This window comes from Streptococcus infantis, assembly GCF_047463315.1.
Classification (GTDB): Bacteria; Bacillota; Bacilli; order Lactobacillales; family Streptococcaceae; genus Streptococcus; species Streptococcus infantis_AB.
This window is the reverse complement of record NZ_JASHEB010000002.1, coordinates 304,217-325,875: the sequence shown is the minus strand read 5'-3', so window position 1 is coordinate 325,875 and position 21,659 is coordinate 304,217. Positions and strand designations below refer to the sequence as shown.

General features: G+C 34.2%; 23 protein-coding genes and 7 tRNA genes. 22 read left to right on the top strand and 8 right to left on the bottom strand.

Annotated elements, in window-relative coordinates; genetic code table 11:
- The first annotated feature begins 49 nt into the window (after window positions 1-49).
- From QM857_RS03650 to QM857_RS03605, 10 genes are all read left to right on the top strand, one after another.
- Window positions 50-123: transfer RNA gene (locus QM857_RS03650), tRNA-Met, on the top strand.
- Window positions 124-128: 5 nt separating this feature from the next.
- Window positions 129-201: transfer RNA gene (locus tag QM857_RS03645), tRNA-Phe, on the top strand.
- A 15-nt stretch (window positions 202-216) separates the two neighbouring features.
- Window positions 217-297: transfer RNA gene (locus QM857_RS03640), tRNA-Tyr, on the top strand.
- Window positions 298-303: 6 nt separating this feature from the next.
- Window positions 304-374 (top strand) — tRNA-Trp (locus QM857_RS03635).
- Between the two features lie 12 nt (window positions 375-386).
- Window positions 387-459, top strand: a tRNA-His gene (locus tag QM857_RS03630).
- Window positions 460-472: 13 nt separating this feature from the next.
- Window positions 473-544 (top strand) — tRNA-Gln (locus QM857_RS03625).
- 9 nt (window positions 545-553) lie between these two features.
- Window positions 554-637, top strand: a tRNA-Leu gene (locus QM857_RS03620).
- Between the two features lie 195 nt (window positions 638-832).
- A complete protein-coding gene (locus tag QM857_RS03615; protein WP_223339733.1) occupies window positions 833-979 on the top strand; it encodes a hypothetical protein in 147 nt (48 codons plus the stop codon).
- A gap of 51 nt (window positions 980-1,030) precedes the next feature.
- Window positions 1,031-1,519: a nucleotidyltransferase family protein gene (locus tag QM857_RS03610; RefSeq protein ID WP_223339732.1), complete on the top strand. Its 489-nt coding sequence runs from the start codon at window positions 1,031-1,033 to the stop codon at window positions 1,517-1,519.
- A gap of 112 nt (window positions 1,520-1,631) precedes the next feature.
- Window positions 1,632-1,883, top strand: coding sequence for a hypothetical protein (locus tag QM857_RS03605; RefSeq protein ID WP_006144806.1), 252 nt, complete (start codon window positions 1,632-1,634; stop codon window positions 1,881-1,883).
- A gap of 75 nt (window positions 1,884-1,958) precedes the next feature.
- Here the strand turns inward: QM857_RS03605 and QM857_RS03600 are convergent, their stop codons facing one another.
- From QM857_RS03600 to QM857_RS03580, 5 genes are all read right to left on the bottom strand, one after another.
- On the bottom strand, window positions 1,959-3,092 hold the full coding sequence (locus QM857_RS03600; protein WP_315640418.1) for a site-specific integrase: 1,134 nt from the start codon (window positions 3,090-3,092) through the stop codon (window positions 1,959-1,961).
- Between the two features lie 3 nt (window positions 3,093-3,095).
- Entirely contained in the window at window positions 3,096-3,290 is a 195-nt protein-coding gene (locus QM857_RS03595) for a DUF3173 domain-containing protein (protein ID WP_006144810.1), read from the bottom strand.
- Between the two features lie 61 nt (window positions 3,291-3,351).
- Window positions 3,352-3,738 (bottom strand): hypothetical protein, encoded by a 387-nt coding sequence (locus QM857_RS03590; RefSeq protein ID WP_414258629.1) that lies wholly within the window; start codon window positions 3,736-3,738, stop codon window positions 3,352-3,354.
- 2 nt (window positions 3,739-3,740) lie between these two features.
- Entirely contained in the window at window positions 3,741-4,781 is a 1,041-nt protein-coding gene (locus tag QM857_RS03585; RefSeq protein ID WP_414258628.1) for a replication initiation factor domain-containing protein, read from the bottom strand.
- Between the two features lie 207 nt (window positions 4,782-4,988).
- Window positions 4,989-5,450, bottom strand: a complete 462-nt coding sequence (locus QM857_RS03580; protein WP_414275094.1) for a hypothetical protein — start codon at window positions 5,448-5,450, stop codon at window positions 4,989-4,991.
- A 222-nt stretch (window positions 5,451-5,672) separates the two neighbouring features.
- On the opposite strand from QM857_RS03580, the gene QM857_RS03575 reads away from it, so the two are divergent.
- Window positions 5,673-6,128: a helix-turn-helix domain-containing protein gene (locus tag QM857_RS03575; RefSeq protein WP_414275093.1), complete on the top strand. Its 456-nt coding sequence runs from the start codon at window positions 5,673-5,675 to the stop codon at window positions 6,126-6,128.
- A 121-nt stretch (window positions 6,129-6,249) separates the two neighbouring features.
- Here the strand turns inward: QM857_RS03575 and QM857_RS03570 are convergent, their stop codons facing one another.
- The 3 genes from QM857_RS03570 to QM857_RS03560 all read right to left on the bottom strand — a co-directional run bounded on the left by QM857_RS03570 (window position 6,250) and on the right by QM857_RS03560 (window position 12,870).
- Entirely contained in the window at window positions 6,250-9,918 is a 3,669-nt protein-coding gene (locus QM857_RS03570; RefSeq protein WP_414275092.1) for an N-6 DNA methylase, read from the bottom strand.
- A 299-nt stretch (window positions 9,919-10,217) separates the two neighbouring features.
- On the bottom strand, window positions 10,218-10,982 hold the full coding sequence (locus QM857_RS03565) for an endonuclease/exonuclease/phosphatase family protein (RefSeq protein WP_414275091.1): 765 nt from the start codon (window positions 10,980-10,982) through the stop codon (window positions 10,218-10,220).
- Window positions 10,983-11,139: 157 nt separating this feature from the next.
- A complete protein-coding gene (locus QM857_RS03560; protein ID WP_414275090.1) occupies window positions 11,140-12,870 on the bottom strand; it encodes an ATP-dependent nuclease in 1,731 nt (576 codons plus the stop codon).
- Window positions 12,871-13,484: 614 nt separating this feature from the next.
- Here QM857_RS03560 and nagA point away from each other — a divergent pair.
- From nagA to QM857_RS03505, 11 genes are all read left to right on the top strand, one after another.
- A complete protein-coding gene (nagA, locus tag QM857_RS03555) occupies window positions 13,485-14,636 on the top strand; it encodes an N-acetylglucosamine-6-phosphate deacetylase (protein ID WP_049494536.1) in 1,152 nt (383 codons plus the stop codon).
- A 163-nt stretch (window positions 14,637-14,799) separates the two neighbouring features.
- A complete protein-coding gene (locus tag QM857_RS03550) occupies window positions 14,800-15,180 on the top strand; it encodes a DUF1033 family protein (RefSeq protein ID WP_414272743.1) in 381 nt (126 codons plus the stop codon).
- 50 nt (window positions 15,181-15,230) lie between these two features.
- Complete coding sequence (comGA, locus tag QM857_RS03545) at window positions 15,231-16,172, top strand: competence type IV pilus ATPase ComGA (RefSeq protein ID WP_414275089.1); 942 nt, start codon at window positions 15,231-15,233, stop codon at window positions 16,170-16,172.
- A complete protein-coding gene (gene comGB, locus QM857_RS03540) occupies window positions 16,093-17,136 on the top strand; it encodes a competence type IV pilus assembly protein ComGB (RefSeq protein ID WP_414275099.1) in 1,044 nt (347 codons plus the stop codon). The genes comGA and comGB overlap by 80 nt, the downstream gene beginning before the upstream one ends.
- Window positions 17,137-17,460, top strand: a complete 324-nt coding sequence (gene comGC / locus QM857_RS03535; RefSeq protein ID WP_414275088.1) for a competence type IV pilus major pilin ComGC — start codon at window positions 17,137-17,139, stop codon at window positions 17,458-17,460.
- A complete protein-coding gene (gene comGD, locus QM857_RS03530) occupies window positions 17,423-17,857 on the top strand; it encodes a competence type IV pilus minor pilin ComGD (protein WP_414275087.1) in 435 nt (144 codons plus the stop codon). Before comGC ends, comGD begins: the two co-directional genes overlap by 38 nt.
- On the top strand, window positions 17,820-18,122 hold the full coding sequence (gene comGE, locus QM857_RS03525; protein WP_178895505.1) for a competence type IV pilus minor pilin ComGE: 303 nt from the start codon (window positions 17,820-17,822) through the stop codon (window positions 18,120-18,122). The genes comGD and comGE overlap by 38 nt, the downstream gene beginning before the upstream one ends.
- On the top strand, window positions 18,085-18,546 hold the full coding sequence (comGF, locus tag QM857_RS03520) for a competence type IV pilus minor pilin ComGF (protein ID WP_414275086.1): 462 nt from the start codon (window positions 18,085-18,087) through the stop codon (window positions 18,544-18,546). The genes comGE and comGF overlap by 38 nt, the downstream gene beginning before the upstream one ends.
- Complete coding sequence (gene comGG, locus QM857_RS03515) at window positions 18,524-18,961, top strand: competence type IV pilus minor pilin ComGG (protein WP_414275085.1); 438 nt, start codon at window positions 18,524-18,526, stop codon at window positions 18,959-18,961. The genes comGF and comGG overlap by 23 nt, the downstream gene beginning before the upstream one ends.
- Before the next feature lie 99 nt (window positions 18,962-19,060).
- On the top strand, window positions 19,061-19,762 hold the full coding sequence (locus tag QM857_RS03510) for a histidine phosphatase family protein (RefSeq protein WP_414275084.1): 702 nt from the start codon (window positions 19,061-19,063) through the stop codon (window positions 19,760-19,762).
- 189 nt (window positions 19,763-19,951) lie between these two features.
- Window positions 19,952-21,658, top strand: a complete 1,707-nt coding sequence (locus QM857_RS03505) for an ABC transporter ATP-binding protein (protein ID WP_414275083.1) — start codon at window positions 19,952-19,954, stop codon at window positions 21,656-21,658.
- The last annotated feature ends 1 nt before the right edge of the window (window position 21,659 follow it).

Here is a 21,659-nt window from a genome sequence, read left to right as displayed (position 1 = left end):
AAAAGCGTGCGTGGGTTCGAATCCCACATCCTCCTTTATTTATTATTAACGCGGGATGGAGCAGCTCGGTAGCTCGTCGGGCTCATAACCCGAAGGTCGTAGGTTCAAATCCTGCTCCCGCAATATTTGGCTCGGTAGCTCAGTTGGTAGAGCAATGGATTGAAGCTCCATGTGTCGGCGGTTCGATTCCGTCTCGCGCCATTTTTTAAATCATACGGAAGGGTAGCGAAGAGGCTAAACGCGGCGGACTGTAAATCCGCTCCTTCGGGTTCGGGGGTTCGAATCCCTCCCCTTCCATCCTCTACGGGCATAGTTTAAAGGTAGAACTAAGGTCTCCAAAACCTTCAGTGTGGGTTCAATTCCTACTGCCCGTGTTTAATAGTATGGCGGGTGTGGTGAAGTGGTTAACACACCAGATTGTGGCTCTGGCATGCGTGGGTTCGATCCCCATCACTCGCCTATTTTATATTATTGGGGTATAGCCAAGCGGTAAGGCAAGGGACTTTGACTCCCTCATGCGTTGGTTCGAATCCAGCTACCCCAGTTACTATTTGCCGGCGTGGCGGAATTGGCAGACGCGCTGGACTCAAAATCCAGTGTCCGCAAGGACGTGCCGGTTCGACCCCGGCCGCCGGTATAGTAATAACGACAAGGTTTTCGAGCCTTGTCTTTTTATTTTATCTTCCAATTTTTTCTTTCAGAGTTACTTAAAATTACTTAAAAATTTTTTTTTTCTAAATTAGGAAGAAAATATTTAACATATTTTGTATTAAACTTGATTCGTTCTATGTAAAAATATACAATAGGTATATACTATTCAAGGAGAGATATCATGTTATACAATCAAGAAAATTATTCAATGCTCGAAGTTGAACAAGCAAAAAGCGATATTAGAGCTCTAGCGAAAGAAAAGTCAAAACTTGTTAAACTTGATTTTAATAATCCAAAAGATGTATCTGAATTTTTCGATAAAGAATAATTTTTCTCATTCGATGGTAGATGTTTTTTTCTAAGTAATAATGAGGTTCTCGTGGTTTATACAATAGATGAAATTAAGGCTAAGATTGAACCTATTGCTAAACGATATAACGTATCAAAAGTCTACTTGTTTGGTTCCTATGCAAGAGGAGAAGAAGACGAAAATAGTGATATAGATATTGCTTTAGAATTAGGAGATATAACGAAATTTATGGATGTATACGGGCATCTTTCGACCATCTTTAGTGGAAATGTAGATATTCTTTTAGTTAGTGATTTATTGTCACCTAAAACCAATATTGGCTCATTGGTGAAAAAGAATTTTTTAAATGATAGAGTTCTCATCTATCAAAAATTGGAGGAAGCTATGGTAGAAAATTTAGTTAATAATCCTCGTATGAGAGATATAACCGAGTATAATGAAGTCACTCAGAATGCAATTAAGGAAAGTTTAGAAAAGTATAAAACGGAGGGAATAACTAAAAGTTCCGAAAGTATAGATAATTATTTTGAAAGAATGGTTCGTGAAAATACCAAGTAATTTTTGGTAGAGCTTAGTTATTTTATTTTCAATAAGAAAAAGAACAGCACTTATTTTGTTAGATTGAATTCACTCAAAAGGTAATTAAAGAAAGTGAAAGGAGGAAGGAATCATGATTAAAGAGTTTGGTGTTACAAATTTAGAAGTAACCAAAGAAGATATTTCTAAAAATCCTAACAATCCTATTCTGCGGATGTATGATGATGAAGAGTTGATTGGAACGTTTAGTATTCTTACAGGTGAAATTATAGAAAATTTGGATTTAGCAGATTATGATATACGATTTGCACAAAGACAAATTGAATTAAATCGTGATAACTATCTTGAAACGTGGAAGGACTACGTGGGGATATTACATGCCTAAATATCCTTTTTTGTAGAACTGAGTTTTTAATATTTTTAATAAGAAAAAGAACAGCACTTATTTTGGCTGTTCTTTTTATAATAGATTATCTAGTTTATCTGCTAAATCTTTTTGTTTACTTGGGTATAAGTGGGAGTAGGTATCAATTGTTGTGGTTATAGAAGCGTGTCCTAATCTCTCTTTTACAATTAAGTAGTCTTCTCCTTGGTTTATTAAAAGAGAAGCGTGAGAGTGTCTAAAATCATGAATCCTTATTTTCTTTAAAGAACTATCTCTAGCTAGAATCTTTTTATATTGTTTTTCAATAGAATTTTTTGTTAGAGTGATTGGACTATCCTGAAAGATTTGGAGTTTTTCAGTATCAGTTGAAAATTCTCTTAGTCTTTCTGTCTGTTCTTGTTTCCATTCTTCTAGTGTTTCTATAAGCTTTTTATTAATAATGATTCTTCTAGTACCGGATTTAGTTTTTGTAGAACTAATGTGTTCTTCACCTTTATTCACGTACATTGACTTACTAACATGTATTGTACTTGTAGAAAACTCTATATCTTTCCAAGTAAGAGCGAGTGCTTCTCCAAGTCGTAAGCCAGTAAAGAAAAGCACTGTAAATAGTAGTTCAAGATTATATTCGTCGTTCTTGAATAGTGAAAGAAAATGTTTAAATTCTTTAACTGTCCAAAATTGCATTTTTCTTTTTTCTATCGGTAATTTTTTCAATAAACCTACTGGATGTTCTTTGTAATATCCTTTTCTTAATCCAACATCTAGTATTTTCTTTAATAGAACAATGATTTTATTAATAGTATTTGGACTCAATTTTTTCTCAGAATTTTTAGCATTCTTTTCTCGTAAATGTTCCCTAAACTGATATATATCTTCATAAGTTAGTTTATCTATATTATCGACTTTTGAAAAATAGTCTTTGATATGTTTATTATAATTGTTTTCTTGAGTATCAATATAGCTCTTTTTTCTATTGTTTATTTCATCCTCTTCTTTTAACAATTGATAAAGCATATCTATTGTTATTTTTGCGCCAAAATTTTTCTCTTTTAGTTCTACGCTTCTTAAGTATCGCTCGGCTTCCAAAGCCTCTTTTTTGGTTTTGAATCCTTTTCTAACAATTCGTCGTTGTATTAGTGTTATAGGGTTCGTTCCACTAGAAACATCAGCAATCCATGTCCCATTTTTGCTTTTACGAACGGCCATTTACTATGCTTCTTTCTGTAATTCTATTCCTAGTAGTTCTTCAGCTATTGTTGCAGGAATTGTTCCGATTCGTTTGTTATTATAGATAGCAAAGCCACGATTGACTAATAGCACTTTCCCAGTATGTATAATTTTTCTAGCAGTACCAGGACTAAATCCAAGTTCAATTAAATCATCTTTTGTTACTGTTTTAATCATTGGTTCTCCTTAATTTATTTTATAAACTAAGGGGAGCGACTAACTCCCCTTAATTCAGTAGTTATTTTTGTTTCTTGTCTACTAAGTGAATAGCATCAGCCTTATAATACATCGTTTTGCTAATCATTGAAACTCGAAGGTTTTCAAATGTAACTGGAACTTCATCCATTGCTTGAATATAATCATTATCGACTAATGGTTCAGGGTTATCAACAGATACTTGTGTTGATTTCTTTTTAAATGGTCCATCTTTGATAGTGATATTATATTTCCAACCAATAATATTTTGAGTATTAAATCGTTTTTCACTTCCATCACTATTTTTGATAATCTCGCCATTTTCATCGACTCTTGTTTCAGTTTCAAATTTTGGAAGCACCTCATCCAATTCAAATTTAGTTCCAATATTATTGAAATCCCAATCATTTTGTGAAAGCATTTTTGCCATAGTTAATTTCTCCTTTTGATGTTTTCTTTAATTGTGGGTATCAAGTCTTCTCTTTTGAAGGATATTGCCCTTTCTATGAGTTGACTTGCTAGCTCTGGAGGAAACTCCAAAGTTTCTAACTTTTCAAAGTTCTCTTTCTCTAGTTCAAATAGTAATTCATTTTCATAGAGAAATTTATATGCTCTTAGAATGGCTCCAGAACCTTTAAAGACAAGCCACTCTAATTTTTGTTCAAGTTCTGTTTTTGGTTTTGACACAATAATAGTCACCGGCTTTGATGCACCTAGAAATTTTTCCCAAGACCTAAGAGGTTTTGAAAATTGACTATCAGTGTAAAACTTCACTTTATCCTTTAAATATCCTTTTGTAAAGTTTAGAATATCTATTTCTGATTTTAGCCATTCTTGAATGAAGTAGTGAGCTTTCTCTTTACGTAGTTCTAACTCCGTTCTTATCCAATTTTTGATAAATCTCTTGCTAACACCGAGCTTTGAAGCTTGTTCTAAGCGTTTATCATAAATTCTAAGTCGTTCATCATCAGAAGGCCTTCTTAAATATAAGGTCTGCCCTGTTTTCTCATCTCCGTATGTAGTGTAGACGTTGCTCTTACCATATAGGAATCGATTTTTCTTACAAAGTTTAGCAAGCTGATTTGGAGTGAAGTAAGGGACTTCGTTAAAATCGTCTATTGCGATATCAATTCTTCTTACTGAAAATGACTTATAATTGGAATATAGATTATCTAAGAAGTGTCGTTCAGAAAGTCCTTTTGGGGTTAAAACCATATCTCGATAGAATTCTAAAGCTTGTCCTGACATGACAAGCATGAAAGAATTTTCTTCATCCCCATAATAGATACGGATATTACCATAGTTTATCTGAGAGTCATATTCATAGTATTTAAGACTTCCTTTATCTATTATAAATAGCTCTGTATCAAGAAATAAGATATCTTCAACTATTTCTTCTAGTGAAAAGTCGAATGTATTGAACTGGATTTGAATCCAGTCAAAAACAGAACGTAAATTCTCGTTTTTTGCCATAAATTTTGACTCAACTTTTTGCCTATTTTCACCACCTCAAAAATCGTGAAAACCCCTGATAATACTGCATTCTTTCGATGATGCACCTGACTTGCAGAGGGTGGTGTTACTACACACCCTCGCCAACCTAGAAAAAGCTCTTTGTTGTTCGTCTGCGCTTACGATTTGTTACGGTCTGCGGTAATATACTCGCCGACCGTAACAAAACTACTTGCCGAACTTCCTACGAGCTTTTTCCCAAGCACCAAACGGAAGTAGTTCAAGTATTGAGAGAATTTCTTCTTGCTCTTTTTCCAATCGTTGAAATTTCATTTGAAGATTTTTATTACTAGAATACAAATTCTTAAAATTATCATTCAAGGTAATAAAATCTTGTTTAAGGGTTTCGAGTTGCTGAGTAAGGGTGTACTCCTTATGTTTATGAATATCTCCATAAGTTTCCCTTATAGCATCTTTTAATGGCATCTCATTTTTCAAATAAGCAATTGTCCTGAAATCCTCAACATCATTATCAGTGAAATTATAAAAACTCACAAACTGCCTACTATTCCTTGCTTGAACTTTTTTAAACTCATGACCACTGATTTCCTTTATTAAGGTTATCCATTTTTTAGCAGTACTGATAGAGTTTAATCCGTCAACCATAGAAACAAGCTCTTTTATGTCCATTTCCTCCCCTTTCTTAAGGAAAGTATGGTATAATACTCTTATAGAAAAATTTTATTAGTCTTTGATTTTGTCGTGATTATCAAAGACTTTTTAATACAATCATAGGCATTTACCTCCGTTTATAGAATTCTTACCGATTTTTCGGTAAAACTATAATACACCTATTTCAGATAAATGTCAACTAAAATACCGAAAATCCGTTAAAAAATTTAAAGAGGGTATATGAGCGATTTTGGAACAACTATAAGAAGGTTGAGAAAACAAAAAAAACTAACACAAAAAGAACTATCTGATATGTTAGGTATTAAACAGACAACATATAGTGATTGGGAGAGTGGAAAAACAGAACCTAAGATTAATGTGCTAATTAGATTCGCTGAACTTTACCATACTACAACTGATAAGTTATTGGGAGTAGATTTTTTTAGGACAGAAGGAACGATAACTTCTTTTGCTGACTCAAATCTTATAAATCTATCAAATTTTTCCATTGAACAAATGTACTCATTAAAGAAAAGTATCTTAATTGACTTACTTATTAACGGAGTTGAAAAAACAAAAGAAGTCAAAGATTCGTTAATCGAAAAATTCAAGCTTGAAAAGAATGATATAGATATTTTGAATAAAATTTTTGAAGAAGTACAAGTTAAATATGAATATGTAGAGAAGAGTTTCTGATAATTGTAGTAGTATAAAAAGGTAGTAAGTTGAAATCTTACTACCTTTTTATTTTTAGTCATTATTATTAATTGGAATATAGAAGAAATTTAAATTAATAATCTTAGGCTGATATCATTTCTTAAACCAAAAAATTATTAATTAGAGCTGTTTTTTGGTTTTCAATTTTGTTAATAATTTTTTCTTCTTTTTCTATTAGAGTTTCAATTTTCTCAATTTTTGAAATAGCTTCATCTTGTTGCTCAATAGATGGGATAATGACAGTTAATTTTTCAATTTGACCAATAGATGCTCGATAACTTCTTGAAAATCCTTCTCTAAGACCCTCTTGCTCTAACCTATGAGCTAAGTAACGATAGTGAATTTTATCAGTATTTATTCTTAGAACTCCTGCGTGGTCTGTTGGGTAAAATGGAAGATTTGCAGGAATAGTATTCACCATCCAATCTCCATCAATACCCCATAATATTGATGGCTTGCTGAAATCCTTAATAATATCTTTGTCAATCATACCAAATGGTTCAAAAACATTTGCAGAATAAACAGGAATCCCTTCTTCTGTTAGTTCTTTATTTAGCACTCGTTTTCCTATCATTAAAGTAAAATCATTAGAAGATAGTCTATATATCTCCCCCCCTAGAATATCAAGGGATTCAAAGATTTTAATAATTTGTTTACGGTAATCTTCTATCTTCATTCTCGAATTTTGATACTGTTCATCTAATTTATCAACTTCAGAAATGATTTGTTCTTGGATATCAGTGGGAGGTACTGGAATTGGAAATTTTTCTATATCTTTTGGATACACATGAGGTTGTGCTGCACCTCTTGCTAAATTAAAAATCTCTTCTTGATGTGCTTTTAGATAATTATAAATATATTTGGTTTCCAATTCTGTATTAGCTTGCACTGTTATAGTGTCACTGGCAAATATAGGTTCAGCCCAATAATTTACAAAACCTGCATTAGCTCCAGAAGCAGAAATTGTAATGATATTAGGTTCCCTATTAGCGACATTATGGGTATATGCATAATTTTTGCCTCCAGCAACTACCTTAATATCACCTTCTCTAGTTTGTGCTTTTGTGATTGTTTGTCCTTTATAAACATCAGCAATATTTTTTATTGTTTCTATAGTGTACTTACTAATTACTTCAAACTTTTTATCAGGATTAGTTTTGAGTTGCGCATCAAAACTAATTTGAGTGAAATCAAGCATATCTACTAAAGAAATAGAAGACACAAATTTTTCTAGTTCTTTTGGAATAGACAAATCCTCATTAATAAAATTATTTCTAATTACCGTATTGATTTTAGACTCATCTTCTAAGTTTAAAGGATTAAATAAAGGGGTTTGAATGTTATTTATAGCCTGATTCTTAGAAACTTCCATTTCATCATCAGAGATATTAGCATCTATATATTTTATTCCCTCTTGCCCTTTTCTTTTAGACCATTCATATCCTAAAAAACGCTTTTGTTCATTTTTGTCAGTAGGGGATTTTACAATCACAACATCATTTTTCTGCGAGTTAGCTATAGCAAAATAAAAGGCTTTTTCTTGTTCAATCTTCTTTATAAAATTATAAAGTGCTTTTTGATATTCTTCCTTTTTATCATCATCAGAGTATTTTTTTGTAGTTCTTTTCTTCTTAATAGCTTTAGCAATACTAGATTGTGTAAAAGTATCAAAATATTCTTGGAATAAATTAATTTGTAAAAGATTTTCTAGTTTATCAGACTGTAGCTCACAATATAAATCATAGTCAACGTCGATAGTCTTACAGTAGCTCTCTATAATTTTGATATCATTTAATTCGACATCCGTATTAGTAAACCAACGCTCTACTGCATAACGATATGTATCGGCTTCACTTGGTGGATATTTCTTTTTACGTAAAAATAAAGTAACCGTATTTGTACCAGTGGAACCAAATGTTTTCGAACTAAATTCTGTAATGGCAATAATATCAAAATTTTCGATTAACATTTTTCTAGCTTTCGTATAGAGGTTGCCATTTGATAAAACAGAACTTGGAACAATAATTCCTGCCACCCCTTCGGATTTTAGTAATTGCTCAGTTCTCTCTAAAAAGAACAACTCAATACTATTATTGGTATCTAAATTATCGACATACGAGCTTAAATTATATTTTTCGCGTTGTTTGTTTGATAGAGTACTCAAAAAACCTTTTACTGAGTAAGGTGGGTTTGCAACCACAACTGAAAACGTATTGTCTTTGATTTGACTATGCTCTTCTAATGCATCTCCATAAATAATATTTATATTGTCTTGTCCATACATGAATGCTGAAACTTTAGCAACCTTAGAAAGACGATATTCCTTTTCAATTCCATAAATTTCTGAATAGTATTCAGAAAGTTTTTCTGAATCAACATAAGTTTTAATTTGTTCAGCATATTCATTTAAGAAATGCCCAGCACCACTTGCATAATCGATAACCTTTGGAATATCAGTATTATCGTTAATTATTTCTAGTGGTAAACTTGATAAGATAAATTTAACGACCGGAAGAGGAGTAAAGAATTGACCTTCTGATTGTTTGACACCATTATCCAAATAACCTTCGAATAGGTCCCCTAGAAACTGATTTTGTTCTTTGGTTTTTAACTTCATATCTTGTAACATTTGCACAACTTCAACCAATATTCTAGAATTTTGATAAAAAAGTTGTTCATTATAAACATCAAGAAATGTAAAGTCATTATTTGAAAAATATTTTAGTTCTTTAAAATATTTAAAAATAGCATCTTTGGCAGCATCTTTACGGAGTCTAAACGCATCTTCAATATCTTGCTCGGCAACATAAGATACTCGTTCGTTTAAGAATTTCTCCATACCTACTTGATAAAGCTTTTGTAGTCTATCAACTAAGTCAAAATATGTATCGTGAGCCACCCCTTTCCAATTAAATTTTAAGTCATCACTATTTTGCTCTTCATCAACAATTTTTGCTAAAAATAGGTTGACCAATTTATCGAATGCATTTTCTCGTCCCCCTACATTATATTTTCTAAGAATGGTTGCAAACTGATTATATTTCTTTTGAACTTCATCATGTGTAATTTCTTTCAGTTCTGAAACCGTTGATTTAATTTTTCCAATTTCAAATGGTCTAATTGTTTGTTCTAGTACACCGTTTGTTCTATAGTCTTGTTGATAAATATCACGCCATACTTCGAACTTATCATTTCCACCTTTTGCATTCTTATATGACTTAGGATTATCTAGTGTGGCAAGGAATTCATCATTATCTTTTAAATGAATAACGTGGTATATTCTCTCGATAGATGTATCACTTACTTTAGAAGCATAAAGAACTAAAGCTTGTGCTTTATTTTCTTGTTTTTCATAGGAAAACAATTGTCCTCCATCCAGTAAGGTGTTTTTCCATTCTTTATCAAATTCTGGTCCGAAAGTTTTGGCCTCGATGATTAAGAATGGGTTTCCTTCATAATCATCAATTGTTACATCTGCATTTCCAGATTTCGTATGATGGCCTAGTTTATAACCTTTTTCTATAGAAATTTGGTTTGGAAGATATCCTTGTTTTAATAGTCCAACAATTATATCTAAGACTACAAAATTTTCCTCTGCAGAGAAATTAGTAGTAGTTTCTCTTCCTATTTCTTTTAAATCTGGGTATGAGATTTTCTCATCACCTATATTAATTTCAATTTTGTGACTATTAATTTCTAATTCATATAAATTATCTTTTTCTATTTCATTGAAATTAAGTGCTTTTAACCAAGGTTCTATATTAGCCATGAATTTCTCTCCTAGAGGATATTGTTACTTACTATTTTACCATAAGTCCCTTTGAACTCCTCAATCTTCTTTAGTTTTTAAAGATATTTTCTTTATTTATAAATTTTGGTGACTTTTTAGAATTTTTAATAGTCTGTTCTTTACACAATCTAACAGTTACCTAAAAGTTACTGAAATTTGAAAAGAGAGTTTTTTTTATAACATTCAAATATCCTAAAACCCTATTAAATCGAGGTTTTTTACCTTGATTTTTTGTCTGAGTTACTAGAAATTACTATTGTTTGTACCTATAGTTTTATTTAAATAAAAAAATTTACTAATAAAGCTTTGTGGTCGGAAAAATTATTTTCGATAGTTTCGAAGTTAGAAATTTCAGTATGGTTAGAGAGAAAAATATGGTCTAGTTTTGTGTTTGTTTCTTTGTAAGTAATTTCTTCATCACTTGCATCTATCATATATTTTAAGATTTCTTCAATTTTGTGAGATAAAGTGGTTCCCTTAATATTTTTTGTTATATTCTCTATACTTTCGTTAAAGTCACCAGCTAAAATAAGATGGTCGTAAAGTTCATTCTGTTTAGAAGAAGCAAGTTGAATATAATGATTCCACATCTCTTTTTTATCAACTGGAGCATTTCCATAGAGTGGAAAGTGTAGTGAAAATATTTCAAGTCTTTTACTATTTATTGTAAATAATCCTCCAGCTTGTCTACAATAATAATCATTGTAAATAGGTTGTAATTCTTTAATGGTTTCGATGGATTCTTTTAAATAGAATAGTCTTGTATTAACTGGTTGTTTCCCATCTTGAAGAGGATGTATGACTCCGTATCCTTTATCATTTAGTATTTCTTCAATTTTCTCTATGGTCACACTTTTATCAGTTTTCAAATTGTTATCTATAAGACGATTACCTACCTCTTGTAGTGCTATAAATGTGGGTTTGGGCCGATTTTTTGACAGTAAAAATTTTACAATGTTTTTAGGATTTTTGTCTGTATTATTTTTACTCTTATAAAAGTTAAAGTTTGCACTTAAAATAGTCAATGCAGTTTTTTTAGTCATAATGAACTCTTTTTTTTTGTGAAATTTTTATGTAAGTTAAATTTATTATATTTTGCTAGACTCTATTCTTGAACTGCATTTTTCTTTTTGTTTGATGCAAGATGTAAAGAATAAATTTAATTTTATATCAATCATTATCGTAGGCATTCTATAGTTTTTAGTCCGATTGCATACCATTCCAAGTTTTTATCTGTTTAACTATAGTACTAATTTGTCTTTCTAAATCTAAAACATTTATATCTTCTAAAAGCATTTCCTTAGCAATTGAAATAGATTCGGATACTTTATTAGTAACATAATAATCACCCATAATTTGATTCCTACTATTGTTATTTAAAAAGTCATCAATTTTTTCATATTGTCCAATTTGTTTATTAACCTTATAAACTTTTTTAAATATATTTCGTGATAGATAGTTTTCAATTTCTTTCCCTTGTGTTATCCATACAATAGCTTGATTTTGCATAAATTCATTTTTAATTCTTTGTTTAGTTTTATTTATCCTTTTGTTAGAATTAGTCTTATCATTATCTATAACAATAATAGAGTGAAGATTAGCTCTAAATAATTGTATTAGCTCATTTGATTCATCCACTCTTCCGGTTAGATGTGAAAGCAATTTTCCACCGTAAAATAGAATTTGGTAATGGATATTTTCTTTTAAAGTTCCAGCTGAATAAAGTTCAATCCACTTATTTATATAAATTCTATCTGAGGGACCTTCAACCCATATTACTGCATTGGATTGCAATATATCACTAGCTCGTACCCCTAAGTTCATTAATATATCTTCATTCTCTATGAATGATAGCGCTGAATTAGTAATAATACGATTATTCTCTTTTTTGATATGAGTTAAAGTTACGTTGTCTCTACCACTAAACATATTTATTGGAACAGTAGAGTGAGTTGTTAAAAAAATTTGTGAATTATTTTCTTTAGCCCACTGATATAAAAATTCAAATAAATTTCTTTGTATTGCTGGATGCAAATTATTCTCCAACTCTTCAAATATAAAGACTGTATTCTTTAAAGAGTTTTCTAAAACATAATTTTCACGTTCTCTTGTCTCCAAAAATAGTTTGATTAATACTAATAAAATAGTTCTTAAACCACTGCCAGAATTTGAAATTGGAATTTTTCCATTCTCATTGACTAATTGGACTTCCCATTTAGAACTAGCACCATCTATTGTTTCGATTTCCTGACACATTATTCTTTCGAAATGGTTTTCTGGTTTCATAATTTGATTTAGAGCTTCTAGAATATCTTTATCTACAATCTCATTAGGCAGATTAGCCACATTTAGGTATTGCCTCAATAAGTTTGTAGCACCTGTTCCATCTTCGGCTACTCTTCTATTACTATTTTGTACTTCAGGGACTAGATTTCTATCGGCAGATAATTTGATTAGTTTTAAAGCTCTCATATGGTTTGATAAATAGTTTCTACCTAAATATGTAAATGCTTCATATCCGGTTGCCATTTCAAAATCCTTTTTAGAGAGTTCCGGTATATTTGATAATAAAAAATATTCTGCTCTACTCGTTTTATTAGGTTGGATTTCAAAAGTCATGTATCTATTAATGAAATTTTCCCCATATTCAATATCCTGATAGTTAACCTCTAAACTATATGGAGTTACACCAAATGAATCTTGAATTTCTTTTTCAGTTGGGCAAAAACCAAATTCCAGTCTAGTTTCCATTGATATATCACGATGATTCTCGCTATCAGATATAAGCATTTCTATTGATTGTAATAATGTCGATTTACCAATATTATTTTGTCCAACTAAGATATTGATATTCTCAAGTTTATCAAAACCTATATAAGAATCTCCGATATGTTTATAATTTTTAATTTTTAATGATTTAAGACGGCTCATTGATTTGACTCCTTTATTTTGATTTTTGACTCCTCATTTTTAATCTTATATAAACACTTAGACATTGTTTGATATATTTCAACCTATTTAATAAAATTACGAATTGATATTATTATACCATTTAATTGATTCTTTATAAATCTTTTTAATAGTAGTGAATATCAAGATGAGATTTATCTTCAGTTACCTAAAAGTTACTGAAATTTGAAAAAAGAGTCTATTTTATAAAATTTAAAAGTCCTAAAACACTATTAAATCAAGGTTATAAGTTTCAAAAAATGTAAGAATTGAACTCAAAATCCAGTGTCCGCAAGGACGTGCCGGTTCGACCCCGGCCGCCGGTATAGTATTAAAGACAAGGTTTTCGAGCCTTGTTTTTTATTTTTTCTTCCAATTTTTTCTCTCAGAGTTACTTAAAATTACTTATATTTTTTCTATATTTTATTATAAACCTCAATGTTTAATATTACTTTAATATATTTTTACTAAATCTTAATTTATTTCTTTATAAATTTAACTATAATAGGTCTATACCATTTACAAATTACACAGAAAGGTTTATAATGTAATTGACATAATTAATATCAGAAAAATGAATTACGGAGGTTATCATTATGCCTAAATATATTAAAGCGGATCAATTTTTCTATCCTCATGGTGTTCGCCGTGACGGTTTTCTAGAACTAGTTGATGGTAAATTTGGTAAGCATGTGGATCAAGTATCTGAGGGTGCTGAAATTATTGACTATAGTGGTTATAGTATTGCACCTGGTCTTGTGGATACTCATATTCATGGTTTTGGTGGAGTCGATGTTATGGATAATAACATTGAAGGAACGCTTCATACTATGAGTGAAGGGCTTCTTAGTACAGGTGTTACAAGCTTTTTACCAACAACTTTGACATCTTCATATGAGCAGTTATTAGCAGTAACTGAAAATATTGGGGCTCGTTACCAAGAAGCTACCGGTGCTAAGATTCGTGGTATTTATTTTGAAGGTCCTTATTTTACTGAAAAGTATAAGGGAGCTCAAAATCCAGCTTACATGAAGGATCCTCGAATGGATGAGTTTCGTGCTTGGCAGAAGGCTGCTAATGGTCTTCTTAATAAGATTGCGCTTGCTCCAGAACGTGAAGGTGTAGAAGACTTTGTACGTACTATTACTGGAGAAGGTGTTACCGTTGCTCTCGGTCATTCGAATGCAACATTTGATGAAGCTAAAAAAGCTGTTGATGCCGGTGCAAGTGTTTGGGTTCATGCTTATAATGGTATGCGTGGATTAACTCACCGTGAGCTTGGTATGGTTGGTGCTATGTATGAATTGCCACATACTTATGCTGAATTGATTTGCGATGGGCATCACGTTGATCCTAAGGCTTGTGACATCCTACTTAAACAAAAAGGTACTGAAAATATTGCTCTTATCACTGACTGTATGACAGCGGGTGGTTTGCAAGATGGTGACTACATGCTAGGAGAATTCCCAGTTGTGGTTGCAAATGGTACTGCACGTCTCAAATCTACTGGGAACTTGGCAGGTTCTATTCTCAAACTTAAAGACGGTTTGAAAAATGTTGTTGAATGGGGCATTGCAAATCCACATGAAGCAGTTATGATGGCCAGTCTCAACCCAGCAAAATCAGTTCATATTGATGACGTTTGTGGACAAATTCGCGAAGGCTACGATGCTGACTTTATCGTTCTTGATAAGGATTTGGAATTGGTAGCAACTTACCTTGATGGTGAAAAACGTTATCAAGCATAGAAACATAAAGCAGTGACTAGTTTTAGTTGCTGCTTTTATTTTGATAATTTATAGATTGATTTAGTCGAAGAAAAATACTCTAAGGTTATTGTTGAAAACGAGCAAATTTCTTTCATTGTTCTTAAAATTTCGCTATAATAGACGATACAAAGGAAATGAAACTATGTATCGAGTTATAGAAATGTACGGGGATTTTGAACCTTGGTGGTTCATAGAAGGATGGGAAGAAGACGTCATTAGTAGTAAGAAATTTGAAAATTACTATGATGCCTTGAAGTATTATAAATCTTGCTGGTTTGAACTGGAAAAGAAAATTCCACTATATAAAAGTCGAGGAGACTTAATGACCATATTTTGGAATCCGGAGGATAAGCGTTGGTGTGAGGAATGTGATGAATTTCTGCAGCAATATCATTCCTTGGCTTTACTGGAAGATGGTCAAGTTATACCAGATGAGAAATTCAGACCGGGTTATGAAAAACAAACTGGTTTAGAAGTCCACCGGACGTGTCGCATCAAAAAAGATGGAACAACTTTTGAATAAAGTTGTTCTTTTTTTTGTATTTTCTTCGAATAATTAACTGAGGAGGGAATATGGTACAAGCACTTGCACAAGAATTGATTAGTCTCGCAAAAAAGGATGGAGCTCAGGATATCTATTTTATTCCCAAGGATAAGGTTTATGAGTTGCATATGCGAATAGGTGATGAAAGGCGTTTGATTAATAGCTATGACTTTGAAAAGTTGGGCGCAGTTATTAGTCATTTTAAATTTATTGCGGGGATGAATGTTGGAGAAAAGCGTCGTAGTCAGCTTGGGTCCTGTGATTATCAGCATGATGGCAAGGTTTCTTCACTACGCTTATCGACGGTAGGAGATTATCGTGGTTATGAGAGTTTAGTTATTCGCCTTTTGCACGATGAAGAACAAGAGTTGCGCTTCTGGTTTCAAGACCTTAAGGAACTGGAAAAGGGCTTTAGACAACGCGGCCTTTATCTATTTGCAGGACCTGTAGGAAGTGGTAAAACTACCTTAATGCATGAATTAGCTAAGTCATTGTTTAAGGGACAACAAGTCATGTCCATTGAGGACCCAGTCGAGATTAAGCAAGAAGAGATGCTGCAATTACAACTCAATGAAGCTATTGGACTGAGTTATGAAAACTTGATAAAACTTTCTTTGCGGCACCGCCCAGATCTTTTAATCATTGGGGAAATTCGGGATAGCGAAACAGCCCGTGCTGTTGTAAGAGCGAGCTTAACGGGAGCTACAGTGTTTTCGACCATACATGCAAAGAGTATTTGTGGTGTCTATGAGCGTCTTTTAGAACTCGGTGTCAGTGAAGATGAACTCGCAGTTGTTTTACAAGGTGTTTGCTACCAGAGACTAATCGGGGGAGGAGGAATTATTGATTTTGCAAACCAAAATTATTCAGAACACCAGGCAGAAAAGTGGAATGAGCAAATTGATCAGCTTCTTAAGGATCGACATATCACTGCCCTTCAAGCTGAAACGGAGAGAATTAGCTACCAGTAAACAGAAGAAAATTATTACTCTCTTTAACAATTTGTTTTCGAGCGGTTTTCACTTGGTAGAAATCATTTCCTTTCTTGATAGAAGTCTTTTGTTGGAGAAGGAATATGTTTCGCAGATGCGCCTAGGACTATCGAAAGGAAAATCTTTCTCGGAAATGATGGGGAATTTAGGTTTTTCGAGTGCGATTGTCACTCAACTTTCATTGGCTGAAGTTCATGGAAATCTCCATTTGAGTTTGGGGAAAATTGAAGAATATTTGGATAATCTTGCTAAGGTCAAGAAGAAGTTAATTGAAGTTGCGACCTACCCACTTATTTTGCTAGCTTTTTTACTGTTAATTATGCTAGGATTGCGGAATTATCTATTGCCCCAACTGGATAGTAGTAACATAGCTACTTTAGTGATTAGTAACCTGCCACAGATTTTTCTCGGACTTGCTCTAGCACCAAGTCTTGCATCTTTAACAGGGCTGATTTTCTACAGGAGATCTAAGAAGATACAAGTCTTTTCTTATCTGGCTAGAATCCCTTTTTTAGGTGTGTTTGTTCAGTATTATCTAACTGCCTATTATGCTCGGGAATGGGGAAATATGATTGGACAAGGTTTAGAGTTGGCACAGATTTTCCAGATGATGCAGGAGCAAGGAGATCCTCTTTTTAAGGAAATTGGATACGATTTAGATCAATCTTTGCAAAATGGGTATGAATTTTCTAAGGTTGTTCAGACCTATCCCTTCTTTAGAAAGGAGTTGGGATTAATCATTGAATATGGAGAGGTTAAATCCAAGTTGGGAAGCGAATTGGAAATATATGCGGAAAAAACTTGGGAATCCTTCTTTACCCGAGTCAATCGGACCATGAACCTTGTTCAACCGTTGGTCTTTATTTTTGTAGCCCTGCTAATCGTTTTATTGTATGCAGCTATGTTGCTGCCAATGTATCAAAATATGGAGGTAAATTTTTAGATGAAAAAAATGATGATGAAATTAAAAGAAACGAAGGCAAAAGCTTTTACACTGGTAGAAATGTTGGTGGTGTTGCTTATCATTAGCGTCCTACTCTTGCTGTTTGTGCCAAACTTAACTAAGCAAAAGGATGCAGTCAATGATAAAGGGAAAGCAGCTGTCGTCAAGGTGGTAGAAAGCCAAGCAGAACTCTATAGTCTGGATAAAAATGAAGATGCTAGTCTAAGCAAATTACAGGCAGATGGACGTATCACTGCTGAGCAAGCAAAAGCCTATAAGGAATACCATGCAAAACAAAAGACAAGTCAAACAGTTGCGGATTAGGGCTTTTACTATGTTGGAAAGTTTATTGGTATTAGGGATTGTTAGTCTGTTAGCCTTGGGTTTATCAAGTTCAGTTCAGTCCACTTTTGAGGCTGTAGAGGAGCAGATTTTCTTTATGGAGTTTGAGGAACTTTATCGGGAAACGCAGAAGCGAAGTCTGGCTAGTCAGCGAAAGATCAACTTAATGTTAGAAGAGAGAAGTATTGGAAATGGCTATCATAAATTAACCATCCCTAAAGGAATTCAACTACAGTCCAATCAGTCAATTTCCTTTGACAAGTCTGGTGGGAATTCGTCTCTGGCCAGCGTGAGATTTCAAACAAGGAAAGAAGTGGTTCGATACCAACTATATCTAGGAAATGGAAAGATTAAACGTATTCAAGAAGCAAAAAATTAAGGCGGTTATTTTACTGGAAGCAGTGATTTCACTAGCTATTTTTGCCAGTATAGCAACTCTCTTACTGGGACAAATTCAAGAAAGTAGAAAAAGAGAAGTAGAACTTCTAAAACAGGAAGAAGTTTTGCGAGTGGCTCGTATGGCTTTGCAGACTGGACAAAAGGAGTTGACTGTCAATGGCCTTACGGTTCATGTTGTCTCGAATGAGCGAGGTTTGGAGGTATACCATGGAACGGAGAAATTACTGGCGATTCAAGACAAGTAGGGTCAGAGCTTTTACACTATTAGAATCCTTGGTTTCCCTTATCGTTATTAGTGGTAGCTTGCTCCTCTTTCAAGCTATGAGTCAGCTCTTGGTTTCAGAAGTTCGCTACCAGCAGAGAAGTGAGCAAAAAGAATGGCTTTTATTTGTGGATCAGCTGGAAGCAGAGCTGAATCGAACTCAATTTGAAAAAGTGGAGAATGATAGGCTTTACCTCAAACAGGATGGGAAATCTATCTCTATGGGTAAATCAAGGTCAAATGATTTCCGGAAAACAGATGCTAGTGGACGTGGTTATCAACCCATGGTTTATGGCCTTAAATCAACGCATATTTACCAAAAAGGGCAAAATGTTCATTTCAATTTTCAGTTTGAAAAGGGACTAGAGAGGGAATTTATCTATCGTGTTGAAAAAGAAGAAAGTTAGAGCTGGAGTTCTCCTTTACGCTATTACTATTGCTGGAATTTTTAGTCTCTTATTGCAGTTTTATCTGAATCGACAAGTGGCTCATCATCAGGATTATGCCCTTAATAAAGAAAAGCTTCTTGCATTTGCAATGGCTAAAAGAACTTATGAAAAAGCTAGTTCTGAAAGTGGAGTCCAGTCATTTGATGTCGGAAAAGCAACTTATCATACTGATGAAAAAGGCTTTTTAACGATAGTTACTAGTGGCAAAAATCAATTTGAATTTCGTTTTTCACCTTTGGAGAAAACTGAAGATAAGACTAAAAAGACAGAAAATAAGTCCAAAGAAGGAAATGAGGAGAAAAAAGAAGAAGGGGGCAAAAAAGAAACTGCAAAGTCTTCTGAAGTTACTCCTTCAAAGAAAGATACGGAATAGCTTGGATTTTTGCTTCAATTGTGAGGTTGAAGGCCAGTGAGTTAGGACGAGGTTTTTGTCTGAAATCATGCTATAATAGATACATATGGAGGATGGAATATGTCAAGTGTAAAATTGTATCTAGTACGTCATGGGAAAACAATGTTTAATACGATTGGTCGTGCTCAAGGTTGGAGTGATACTCCCCTAACAGCTGATGGAGAACGAGGCATTCATGAACTGGGAATTGGTTTGCGTGAGTCAGGCTTAAAGTTTGAGCGTGCGTACTCGAGTGACTCAGGACGTACCATCCAGACTATGGGAATTATCCTTGAGGAACTAGGTTTAACAGGGCAAATTCCTTATCGTATGGATAAGCGAATCCGTGAATGGTGCTTTGGTAGTTTTGATGGTGCTTATGATGGGGACTTATTTATGGGCATTATTCCTCGTATCTTTAATGTCGATCATGTGCATCGTTTGTCCTATGCTGAGCTGGCTGAAGGTCTGGTAGAAGTAGATACAGCAGGCTGGGCTGAAGGATGGGAAAAGCTAAGTGGTCGTATCTGGGAAGGCTTTGAAGCCATTGCCAAGGAAATGGAAGCCAATGGTGGAGGAAATGCCCTGGTAGTCAGCCATGGAATGACTATTGGTACCATTGTTTACCTCATTAACGGCATGCATCCACATGGTCTTGATAACGGAAGTGTGACGATTCTTGAGTACGAAGATGGTCAGTTTTCAGTCAAGATTGTTGGGGACTGTAGCTACCGTGAAATTGGACGAGCTCAATTAGACGAGCAAGATAGTTCAGAACAATAAAATTCAGTACTAAATTTAGAAGAATTTTTAAAGGATTGATAGAATGCTAATGTCGTGTTTGCACAAGCTTCTGAGAGCTGAGTGCTTTGACAATAGCATTCTTTTTTGTTAGAATAGTATCAACATAAAAGCATAAGAAGGGACTGACAGAACTGTCGTCCCCTTTTGTCTATCTTATAAGGGGGAAATATGCTGTTTCATAAAATAAAAGCCTATAAATGGCAGGCCCTGGCTTCCTTGGTTATGACAGGTCTAATGGTAACGAGTTCACTCTTGCAACCACGTTATTTGCAGGAGGTTTTAGAGGCACTGCTAACGGGTGATAATGAAGCTATTTATACTATCGGTTTTTGGTTGATTCTTGTTGCCTTGATTGGTTTGGTTGCAGGTGGGATCAATGTAGTGTTAGCAGCTTACATTGCTCAAGGAGTTTCGTCTGACTTACGTGAAGATGCCTTTCGTAAGATTCAAACTTTTTCATACGCCAATATTGAGAAGTTTAATGCAGGGAACCTCGTTGTGCGTATGACCAACGATATCAACCAGATTCAAAACGTCGTTATGATGACCTTCCAAATCCTCTTTCGACTACCGATTTTATTTATTGGTTCCTTTATATTAGCCGTTGTCACTCTGCCTTCGCTGTGGTGGGTGCTGGTTCTTATGGTCGTTTTAATCGTCGCCATGACAGGTCTTATGATGGGGATGATGGGACCGCGCTTTGCAAAATTCCAGACCTTATTGGAGCGTATCAATGCCATTGCCAAAGAAAATTTACGTGGTGTGCGCGTGGTTAAGTCTTTTGTTCGAGAAAAAGACCAGTTTGCTAAGTTTACGCAGGTATCAGATGAATTGCTGGGAGAAAACCTTTATATCGGCTACGCCTTTTCTATCGTTCAACCTGTAATGATGATGATTTCGTACGGTGCAGTCTTTCTTTCAATCTGGCTTGTAGCGGGTATGGCAGAGTCAGATCCGTCAGTAGTTGGTTCCATTGCTTCCTTTGTAAACTACCTGAGTCAGATTATCTTTACCATCGTCATGGTTGGATTTTTGGGGAACTCAGTTACTCGTGCCATGATTTCCCTTCGTCGTATTCGTGAAATCCTTGATACAGAACCAGCTATGACTTTCAATGATGTGGAAGATGAAGAATTGGAAGGAAGTCTCAGTTTTGAAAATGTTACCTTTACCTATCCAAATGATGAAGAACCTATCCTAAAAGATGTATCCTTCGATATCGCAGCTGGTGAAATGGTTGGGGTTGTCGGAGCAACTGGTGCAGGGAAATCAACCTTGGCTCAGTTGATTCCACGATTATTTGATCCTCAGCAAGGTTCGATCAAGATTGGTGGAAAGGACATTCGGACAGTTAGTGAAGGGACGCTTCGTAAGACAGTTTCTATCGTCCTACAAAGAGCCATCCTCTTTAGTGGAACCATCGCAGATAATCTCAGACAAGGTAAGGGAGATGCGACAGTTTCAGAAATGGAACGCGCAGCTCGTATTGCCCAGGCGAGTGAATTTATTAGTCGTATGGACTTAGCCTTTGAAAGTCCGGTTGAGGAACGTGGGACTAACTTTTCTGGTGGACAAAAACAAAGAATGTCTATTGCGCGTGGGATTGTCAGCAATCCTCGTATCTTGATTTTTGATGATTCAACCTCTGCTCTTGATGCCAAATCGGAACGTTTGGTTCAAGAAGCCCTCAACAAGGATTTGAAGGGGACAACTACGATTATCATCGCGCAAAAGATTAGCTCTGTTGTACATGCCGATAAAATCTTAGTGCTTGACCAAGGGCGTTTGATTGGTCAAGGCAAACACGCTGACTTGGTTGCAACAAACGCAGTTTATCGAGAAATTTACGAGACGCAAAAAGGAAAGGAGGAGTAGG

Coding starts and splice junctions, on each gene's coding strand:
- QM857_RS03560 (WP_414275090.1), bottom strand. CDS start 12,870: ATGAGCCGTCTTAAATCATTAAAAATTAAAAATTATAAACATATCGGA.
- QM857_RS03550 (WP_414272743.1), top strand. CDS start 14,800: ATGTATCGAGTTATAGAAATGTACGGGGATTTTGAACCTTGGTGGTTC.
- comGE (WP_178895505.1), top strand. CDS start 17,820: ATGGAAAGATTAAACGTATTCAAGAAGCAAAAAATTAAGGCGGTTATT.
- comGD (WP_414275087.1), top strand. CDS start 17,423: ATGCAAAACAAAAGACAAGTCAAACAGTTGCGGATTAGGGCTTTTACT.
- QM857_RS03590 (WP_414258629.1), bottom strand. CDS start 3,738: ATGGCAAAAATGCTTTCACAAAATGATTGGGATTTCAATAATATTGGA.
- comGB (WP_414275099.1), top strand. CDS start 16,093: ATGAGCAAATTGATCAGCTTCTTAAGGATCGACATATCACTGCCCTTC.
- QM857_RS03575 (WP_414275093.1), top strand. CDS start 5,673: ATGAGCGATTTTGGAACAACTATAAGAAGGTTGAGAAAACAAAAAAAA.
- QM857_RS03580 (WP_414275094.1), bottom strand. CDS start 5,450: ATGGACATAAAAGAGCTTGTTTCTATGGTTGACGGATTAAACTCTATC.
- QM857_RS03605 (WP_006144806.1), top strand. CDS start 1,632: ATGATTAAAGAGTTTGGTGTTACAAATTTAGAAGTAACCAAAGAAGAT.
- QM857_RS03510 (WP_414275084.1), top strand. CDS start 19,061: ATGTCAAGTGTAAAATTGTATCTAGTACGTCATGGGAAAACAATGTTT.
- QM857_RS03505 (WP_414275083.1), top strand. CDS start 19,952: ATGCTGTTTCATAAAATAAAAGCCTATAAATGGCAGGCCCTGGCTTCC.
- comGC (WP_414275088.1), top strand. CDS start 17,137: ATGAAAAAAATGATGATGAAATTAAAAGAAACGAAGGCAAAAGCTTTT.
- QM857_RS03570 (WP_414275092.1), bottom strand. CDS start 9,918: ATGGCTAATATAGAACCTTGGTTAAAAGCACTTAATTTCAATGAAATA.
- nagA (WP_049494536.1), top strand. CDS start 13,485: ATGCCTAAATATATTAAAGCGGATCAATTTTTCTATCCTCATGGTGTT.
- QM857_RS03565 (WP_414275091.1), bottom strand. CDS start 10,982: ATGACTAAAAAAACTGCATTGACTATTTTAAGTGCAAACTTTAACTTT.
- QM857_RS03595 (WP_006144810.1), bottom strand. CDS start 3,290: ATGATTAAAACAGTAACAAAAGATGATTTAATTGAACTTGGATTTAGT.
- QM857_RS03615 (WP_223339733.1), top strand. CDS start 833: ATGTTATACAATCAAGAAAATTATTCAATGCTCGAAGTTGAACAAGCA.
- comGA (WP_414275089.1), top strand. CDS start 15,231: ATGGTACAAGCACTTGCACAAGAATTGATTAGTCTCGCAAAAAAGGAT.
- QM857_RS03600 (WP_315640418.1), bottom strand. CDS start 3,092: ATGGCCGTTCGTAAAAGCAAAAATGGGACATGGATTGCTGATGTTTCT.
- QM857_RS03585 (WP_414258628.1), bottom strand. CDS start 4,781: ATGGCAAAAAACGAGAATTTACGTTCTGTTTTTGACTGGATTCAAATC.
- comGF (WP_414275086.1), top strand. CDS start 18,085: ATGGAACGGAGAAATTACTGGCGATTCAAGACAAGTAGGGTCAGAGCT.